Raw genomic sequence first — 257 nt, forward strand, 5'->3', positions numbered from 1 at the left:
GTCGACGGGGTCGCCCGTGCCGTAGTCCGAGTCGATGGATTCCGCACCGTCGGACTCCTCCGCGTCTGCAGCCTTGTCGCCGTCTGCTTTGGCTTTGCCTTTCGATTTGGATGCGGACTTCTTCTTCTTGGCCGTCAGCCCCGACGCCAGCTTGTCCCAGTCCTTGACGCCACGGCGGGAGGAGGTCGGGTATGCGGGCGCCTTTTCTGTTGTGGCATCGCTGGTGGTGGTGGATGTGGAAGGTGCTGGTGCGGTGG

1 protein-coding gene is annotated in these 257 nt (G+C 63.8%); it reads right to left on the reverse strand.

Translation table 11 applies throughout. The features are described 5' to 3' along the window. The coding region (locus tag IEQ44_RS16155; RefSeq protein WP_193639446.1) for a hypothetical protein at nucleotides 1–257 on the reverse strand (257 nt) is incomplete at both ends.

Origin of the sequence: Nocardioides malaquae (assembly GCF_015070385.1) — a bacterium.
In the GTDB taxonomy this organism is placed as follows: domain Bacteria; phylum Actinomycetota; class Actinomycetes; order Propionibacteriales; family Nocardioidaceae; genus Nocardioides; species Nocardioides malaquae.